6 protein-coding genes are annotated in these 7,125 nt (G+C 69.5%); 1 reads left to right on the forward strand and 5 read right to left on the reverse strand.

Annotated elements, in window-relative coordinates; translation table 11 throughout:
* Positions 1–340: 340 nt before the first annotated feature.
* The 5 genes from IF67_RS39880 to rpsB form a co-directional block, all read right to left on the reverse strand.
* Entirely contained in the window at positions 341–1,510 is a 1,170-nt protein-coding gene (locus IF67_RS39880; RefSeq protein ID WP_030993028.1) for a phosphatidate cytidylyltransferase, read from the reverse strand.
* Positions 1,510–2,067, reverse strand: coding sequence for a ribosome recycling factor (gene frr, locus IF67_RS0136380; protein WP_030087489.1), 558 nt, complete (start codon positions 2,065–2,067; stop codon positions 1,510–1,512). The genes IF67_RS39880 and frr overlap by 1 nt, the downstream gene beginning before the upstream one ends.
* 175 nt (positions 2,068–2,242) lie before the next feature.
* Positions 2,243–3,013 carry a UMP kinase gene (gene pyrH, locus IF67_RS0136385; protein ID WP_030993030.1) on the reverse strand — a complete coding sequence of 257 codons (771 nt, stop codon included), beginning with the start codon at positions 3,011–3,013 and terminating at the stop codon, positions 2,243–2,245.
* A 161-nt stretch (positions 3,014–3,174) separates the two neighbouring features.
* Positions 3,175–4,011, reverse strand: a complete 837-nt coding sequence (gene tsf / locus IF67_RS0136390; RefSeq protein ID WP_030993032.1) for a translation elongation factor Ts — start codon at positions 4,009–4,011, stop codon at positions 3,175–3,177.
* A gap of 108 nt (positions 4,012–4,119) precedes the next feature.
* Positions 4,120–5,019 (reverse strand): 30S ribosomal protein S2, encoded by a 900-nt coding sequence (rpsB, locus tag IF67_RS0136395; RefSeq protein WP_030993034.1) that lies wholly within the window; start codon positions 5,017–5,019, stop codon positions 4,120–4,122.
* A gap of 922 nt (positions 5,020–5,941) precedes the next feature.
* Here rpsB and IF67_RS46105 point away from each other — a divergent pair.
* A complete protein-coding gene (locus IF67_RS46105; RefSeq protein WP_078889857.1) occupies positions 5,942–6,898 on the forward strand; it encodes a murein hydrolase activator EnvC family protein in 957 nt (318 codons plus the stop codon).
* The last annotated feature ends 227 nt before the right edge of the window (positions 6,899–7,125 follow it).

Consider the following 7,125-nt stretch of genomic DNA (forward strand, 5'->3'; position numbering starts at 1 on the left):
CGCCTCCCGTCTACTGCCCTTCGCACGCGTCCGCTGTGGCCTCAGCCTTGGAGTAGCTGTTGGCCGTACTGGCACCGCTGACGGCCCAGTCACGGCCCACGGGCCAAACAGAAGCCCCCTACCGGCAGCAAAACCGCTGTGTAGGGGGCTTCTCATCACCCATCAGAGACTGACTTCTCCGGGTGCAGGCATGGTCCGTGCAGTGTCGCAGACGCGCGAAGAGGGGCCTGCCACATGGTGCGGCAGACCCCTCACGGGCATCGGGAGGCCCGTCATACGCGCGGCAGCAGCCGACGGGACAAAGCCCGCCTCCCTGCTTCCACCTGCGAACACCCTGTGCTCAGCCGGCTCCCACAAAGATCACGAACAGCAGCCAGACGACCGGGGCGGTCGGCAGCAGGGAGTCGAGGCGGTCCATGATGCCGCCGTGACCGGGCAGCAGCGTCCCCATGTCCTTGATGCCGAGATCGCGCTTGATCATGGACTCGCCGAGATCGCCGAGGGTGGCGCTGGCGGCGACCGCGAGGCCGACCAGCAGGCCCTGCCACCAGGCACCGTCCGTGATCAGGAACTGCATGCACAGTGCGCCGGCCACCATCGCGAAGAGCACCGCGCCGACGAGTCCCTCGCGGGTCTTGCCGGGGCTGATGCGCGGTGCGAGCTTGTGCTTGCCGAACCGCCAGCCGACCGCGTACGCACCGGTGTCGCTGACGACGGTCAGCAGCAGGAAGGTCAGTACCCGCTGCGGCCCGTCGGGCTCGGCCGCGAGCATCAGGGCCACGAACGTCGCGAGGAAGGGCACGTAGAACGCCGCGAAGACCCCGGCGGTGACATCGCGCAGATAGTTCTCCGGCGCCTCGGTCATCCGCCAGACCAGGACGGCCAGCGCGGTCAGCGCCATCGCCACCCAGGCACCCTCGGCACCGCGGACATAGCCGGCGACCACCATGGCGGTGCCACCGACCGCGAGCGGCACCAGCGGCACCTTGATGTCCTTGCGCTCCGCCAGCCGCGAGGTCAGCTCCCACAGGCCCACGACAACGGCGATCGCTATCACGCCGATGAAGACAGGCTTGTAGACGAAGAGCGACGCAACGATGATCGCGCCGAGGCCGATGCCGACCCCTATCGCGGCGCGCAGATTGCGGCCCGCGCTCTTCTTCTTCGGCTTCTCTGAGTCCGGCGAGCTGTCGGACCCGGAAAGAGAGGTGGGCATGGGCTCCTGCGGCTTTTCGTCGCGGAACAGGGGGCCGCTCAGTCGAGCAGCCCCCCGGTCGTCCAGGTGGTCCCGGTTATCCCGGATATCCCGATGTTCCCGGCCGTCGTCCTGGTGTCCGCCTGGCCCGGGCACGAAGGGCATGGGCCGAGTCTGCGCCGCGTCACCCCAGTCGTGCACGGGACCCGCCGGGGCGGCGGGCGCCGCCCCGCGAAGCGAGGAGGCCGGTCCGTGGTCGGCCGGTACCCATTGACCGGCGCCGGGCGGGGCGGCCCCCCAGGAAGACTCGTTCATCAGACCTCGAGGAGCTCGGATTCCTTGTGCTTGAGCAGCTCGTCCACCTGCGCGACGTACTTCGCGGTGGTGTCGTCGAGCTCCTTCTCGGCGCGACGCACCTCGTCCTCGCCGGTTTCCTTGTCCTTGACGAGCTTGTCGAGGGTCTCCTTGGCCTTGCGGCGCACGCTGCGGATCGAGATCTTCGCGTCCTCGCCCTTGTTCTTCGCGACCTTGATGAACTCCTTGCGGCGCTCCTCGGTCAGCTCGGGGAACGTCACCCGGATGATATTGCCGTCGTTGCTCGGGTTGACGCCGAGGTCGGAGTCGCGGATGGCCTGCTCGATGTTGCGCAGCGCGCTCTTGTCGAACGGGGTCACCACGGCCATCCGCGGTTCGGGAACCGAGAACGACGCCAGCTGGTTGATCGGCGTCATCGCACCGTAGTAGTCCGCCACGATCTTGTTGAACATCGCCGGGTGCGCACGCCCGGTGCGGATCGCGGCGAAGTCCTCCTTGGCGACCACGACGGCCTTCTCCATCTTCTCCTCGGCCTCGAGGAGGATCTCTTCGATCACCACTTGCTCCTGGTCTTTTCGGTAAGAAGCAGAGCCTCGCCCCTGCCGCGCGTCTTCTCCTGCACGGTGTCCGACCGGCAGGCCGTTGTCCATCCCCGTACCGGGGTCTTCCCCGGTACGGGAGCTGCCGCCCGTACAGGCCGATGCCCGGACGGAATCACGGCAGTTGAGGCCGTCAGGCCCGGGTGCCCTGATCGCTGACGAGCGTGCCGATCTTCTCACCCTTCACCGCGCGCGCGATGTTGCCCTCCGCGAGCAGTTCGAACACGAGGATCGGGAGCTTGTTGTCCCGGCACAGCGTGATGGCGGTGGCGTCGGCGATCTTCAGCTCCCGGGTGATGACCTCGCCGTATTCGAGGGCGTCGAACTTCACCGCGTCCGGGTTCTTCTTGGGGTCGGAGTCGTAGACCCCGTCCACCCCGTTCTTGCCCATCAGCATGGCCTCGGCGTCGATCTCCAGGGCGCGCTGGGCGGCGGTGGTGTCGGTGGAGAAGTAGGGCATGCCCATGCCGGCGCCGAAGATGACGACCCGGCCCTTCTCCAGATGGCGCACCGCGCGCAGCGGAATGTACGGCTCCGCGACCTGTCCCATGGTGATCGCCGTCTGGACGCGGGAGTCGATGCCCTCCTTCTCCAGGAAGTCCTGGAGTGCCAGACAGTTCATGACCGTGCCGAGCATGCCCATGTAGTCGGAACGCGCCCGGTCCATGCCGCGCTGCTGGAGTTCGGCGCCGCGGAAGAAGTTTCCGCCGCCGATCACGATGGCGATCTCGTAGCCCTCGCGCACCACGGCGGCGATCTCGCGGGCCATCGCGTGCACGACATCGGGGTCGACGCCCAGTCCGCCGCCGCCGGCGAACGCTTCGCCCGACAGCTTCAGCAGGAAGCGTCGCCTGCCGCCGTGGCCGGGATGGTCTGTGTGCGCGCCGTCGGCACCGTGAATCATTGAGCTCTCCTCGTGCACATACGAAGAAGGCCATTGCCGTGGGTCTGGTTCAGATCCCTGTGCGGCAATGGCCTCCTCGTCACATCTGCGGCCGGCCGTTGAGCGGCCGACTGCGTACGACCCTAGCGGGGTCGCAGGTCATTCGCTGCCTTCGCGCAGGCTCAGATGCCGACCTTGATGCGCGCGAAGCGCTTCAGGGTGACACCGGCCTCCTGGAGGACCTTCTCGACGGACTTCTTGTTGTCGAGCGCGTACGGCTGGCCGAGCAGCGTCGCGTCCTTGAAGAAGCCGTTGAGGCGACCCTCGACGATCTTCGGCAGGGCAGCCTCGGGCTTGCCCTCCGCACGCGTGGTCTCCTCGGCGACGCGGCGCTCGGCCTCGACGACCTCGGCCGGCACGTCGTCCTTGGAGAGGTACTTCGGGGCGAAGGCGGCGATGTGCTGCGCGACGCCCTTGGCGACCTCGGCGTTCTCCTTGTCGAGCTCGACAAGGACACCGATCTGCGGCGGCAGGTCGGGCATGGTGCGGTGCATGTAGACCGACACGAAGCCGTCGGAGAACTGCGCGAAGCGGTCCAGGACGATCTTCTCGCCCAGGGTGGCGTTGGCCTCGTCGACGAACGCCTGGACGGTCTTGCCGGCCGCGATCTCGGAGGCGAGCAGGGCCTCGATGTCGGCCGGAGAGGTCTTCGCGATGTGCGCGACGATCTCGTTGGCGACGGCCTGGAACTTCTCGCCCTTGGCGACGAAGTCCGTCTCGCACTTCAGCTCGACGATGGCACCGGAGGCGTTGTCGTCGGCGACCAGGGAGACCACGGCGCCGTTCTCGGCGGAGCGGCCCTCGCGCTTGGCGACGCCCTTCTGGCCCTTGATTCGCAGCGCCTCGACGGCCTTGTCGACGTCGCCCTCGGCCTCGTCCAGGGCCTTCTTGCAGTCCATCATGCCGGCGCCGGTGAGCTCGCGGAGCTTCTTGACGTCAGCGGCGGTGTAGTTCGCCATGGTCTGTGAATCTCTTCTCGAAATCTCGAAGTCGAAAGATCTACGGGTGGACGGCGGGGGCGGCGCTTGTGGCGCCCTCCCCCGCCGTCATCAGCCGGATGCTGCGGGTCAGGCCTGCTCTGCGTCCGCGGCCGGCTTCTCGGCCTCGGCGGCGGGAACCTCGGCGGCCGGGGCGGCCTCCTCAGCGGGCTTCTCCTCGGCCTTGGGGGCCTCGTCGTCAGCCTTCTTCTCGCCCTCGAGCAGGTCGCGCTCCCACTCGGCCAGCGGCTCGGCGGCAGCAGCCTTCTCGCCCGGCTTCTGGTCGCCGGTGGCGGCACCGGAGCGGGCGATGAGGCCCTCGGCGACGGCGTCGGCGATCACGCGGGTGAGCAGGGTGACGGAGCGGATCGCGTCGTCGTTGCCCGGGATCTTGTAGTCGACCTCGTCCGGGTCGCAGTTGGTGTCGAGGATCGCGACGACCGGGATGTTGAGCTTGCGCGCCTCACCGACGGCAATGTGCTCCTTCTTGGTGTCCACGATCCAGACGGCGCTGGGCACCTTCTGCATCTCGCGGATACCACCGAGGGTCTTCTCCAGCTTGGCCTTCTCGCGGGAGAGAACCAGGAGCTCCTTCTTGGTGAGGCCGGACGCGGCCACATCCTCGAAGTCGATCTGCTCGAGCTCCTTCAGGCGCTGAAGGCGCTTGTAGACGGTCGAGAAGTTGGTCAGCATGCCGCCGAGCCAGCGCTGGTTCACGTAGGGCATGCCCACGCGGGTCGCCTGCTCGGCAATGGCCTCCTGGGCCTGCTTCTTCGTGCCGACGAACATGACCGAGCCGCCGTGGGCGACGGTCTCCTTGACGAACTCGTAGGCGCGGTCGATGTACGACAGCGACTGGAGCAGGTCGATGATGTAGATGCCGTTGCGCTCGGTGAAGATGAAGCGCTTCATCTTCGGGTTCCAGCGACGGGTCTGGTGCCCGAAGTGGACGCCGCTCTCCAGCAGCTCCCGCATCGTGACGACGGCCATGGCCGTACTCCTTGTTGTACTCGGTTCCACTGCGGCCGGTCGGCCGCGGTGCCTGACGCCCCGACGCGCCTGCCGGGGAAGACACCTTGCGGAGCCGTCCGAGGACCGAGGAGCGCGGCCGTCGTGCTGCCCGAAAGGGACTGGTGCACTGACGGCGGGGCGTGCGAAGTCGACCCGGTGACCCGGATCGCCATCAGAAGTGTACGGGACTGCCGACGCACCGGGCGACACACACCATTTCGAGCCCCGGGCGGGTGACACCGTTGTCCACAACCGCCTCCTCATCCACAGCTCCGGACCAAGATCCCCCCGCCGCGACGGCCTGCGTCACCGTCGGGGCATGCGACTCCACACCCAGCAGAATGCGCGACGCGACACCCGCCGAAGCACTCGACAAGCTCCCGGCTCGGCCAGGACCGTCCGCGCCGTCGGCGGCTTCCACCTGGGCTTACGCGCGGGCTTCACCGGGTGCTCCCCGGTCCCGGCCGTCGGCGGTGGGCAGCCGGGGACGTCCCACCGCCGCCCACAGCACCGGCCGGACCTCCTCCCCTGCCCTCCCCCGCTCCCTCCCATGGCTCCCCCTCCCTCGGCTCCCCCTCCCTTGACTCCGCCTCCTTCGGCTTCCCCTCCGGTTCCGCCTCCCCGGTCACGCTTCCGTCCACGTTTCCGGCCACCGGCGCCCTCACCACCGGCACCGCGCGGCGAGCCGACCGGATACGGGCCGAGCTGCTTCTTCCCGGCCCGCGCGGCCTGTGCGCGGCTGGCCCCGGCCGTGGCCGCGGTGCTCACCCTTCTGTCCCCCGCGCCCGCGAGCGCTGCCGACCCGCTGCCCTTGGCCACGGGGGCTGAGCGCGGGGTGGAGCGGGTGGCGAATCGGATGGCGGGGGTGGGACGTGGCGAGGTGGCGGGACGCCCTGAGGAGATGACCGCAGGTGCCGGGGAGGTGACACCTGACGAGGCGGTGACGCGGCCCAGAGCGGTGGCACGTGCCAGGTCGGGGGCGCGGCCCGAAGCGGAGACGCGTCCCAGGACCGTGACACCTCCCAGAGCGGTGACACGTCCCGGGGGTGCGGCACGTGCCGACTCACCGGGTGGAGACGCGCCGGGTGCCGACCCACCGGGTGAGGACAGAGCCTGGCCGGTGGGAGGAGCCACGGGCGTCGGGCCCACGGTGGTACGCGGCTGGGAGCCACCTCCTTCGCCGTGGGCGGCCGGGCACCGCGGCGTGGACTTGGCCGCACCGGCCGGCGCGGTGGTGCGGGCTGCGGCACCTGGCCGGGTTGCGTACGCCGGGGCCGTCGCGGGCCGTGGCGTCCTGACGATCGAGGTGTCCCACTCGGGCCGTCCACCCTTACGCACCACCTACGAACCCGTACGCCCGACGGCCCGGAAGGGCCAGCGCGTCACGGCAGGCCAACCGGTCGCCGTTCTGCAACGCGGCCCGTTCCACTGCCGGGCGCCATGCGTCCACTGGGGCCTGCGCCGCGGCAAGAGCTACCTGGACCCGCTGTCGCTGCTGCCCCGCAGCATGCTCCACGGCGGCCCTTCACGGCTGCTGCCGGTCTTCGGGGTTCCCGTACCGGCGGGCGGCCGCACGGTGGCCCCGTGGCATCCGGGACCAGCAGAACCACCGGACTCGGCAGTACCGACAGAACCAGCAGCTCAGGAGCGAAGGACAACGCCGACAGGAGCTTCCCTCATAGCAGCAGCCGGACTCTCGGCCGCGGCGGTCTGGGCACTCGGCCGGCTCCATCGGGCTCGTGCGATGGGGAGCGAGGAGGGCACCAAGAAACGGAGGGATGCGAAGTGGGGTGGAAAGTGGCGCGGCCCCAGACGGGCGGTAGGTGATCGCTGGACAGCCGTGATCGACGGAAGGTGAGCAGGCAGGGCGGTCGCGCCCGCACAAGGTATCGGCCAAACGCCGAGGCAGCCCTGCCCGCAGCAGAGCGCGCCACGTCACCACGCCACAAAGCCATGGCCGCCTCGGGCTGCGGGCTGCGGGCTGCGGGCTGCGGGCTGCGGGCTGCGGGCTGCGGGCTGCGGGCTGCGGGCTGCGGGCTGCGGGCTGCGGGGGCAACGAGTGTTCGGGGAGGTGGGGGCGGGTGG

Source organism: Streptomyces sp. NRRL S-1813, assembly GCF_000719605.1.
Lineage (GTDB): Bacteria > Actinomycetota > Actinomycetes > Streptomycetales > Streptomycetaceae > Streptomyces > Streptomyces decoyicus.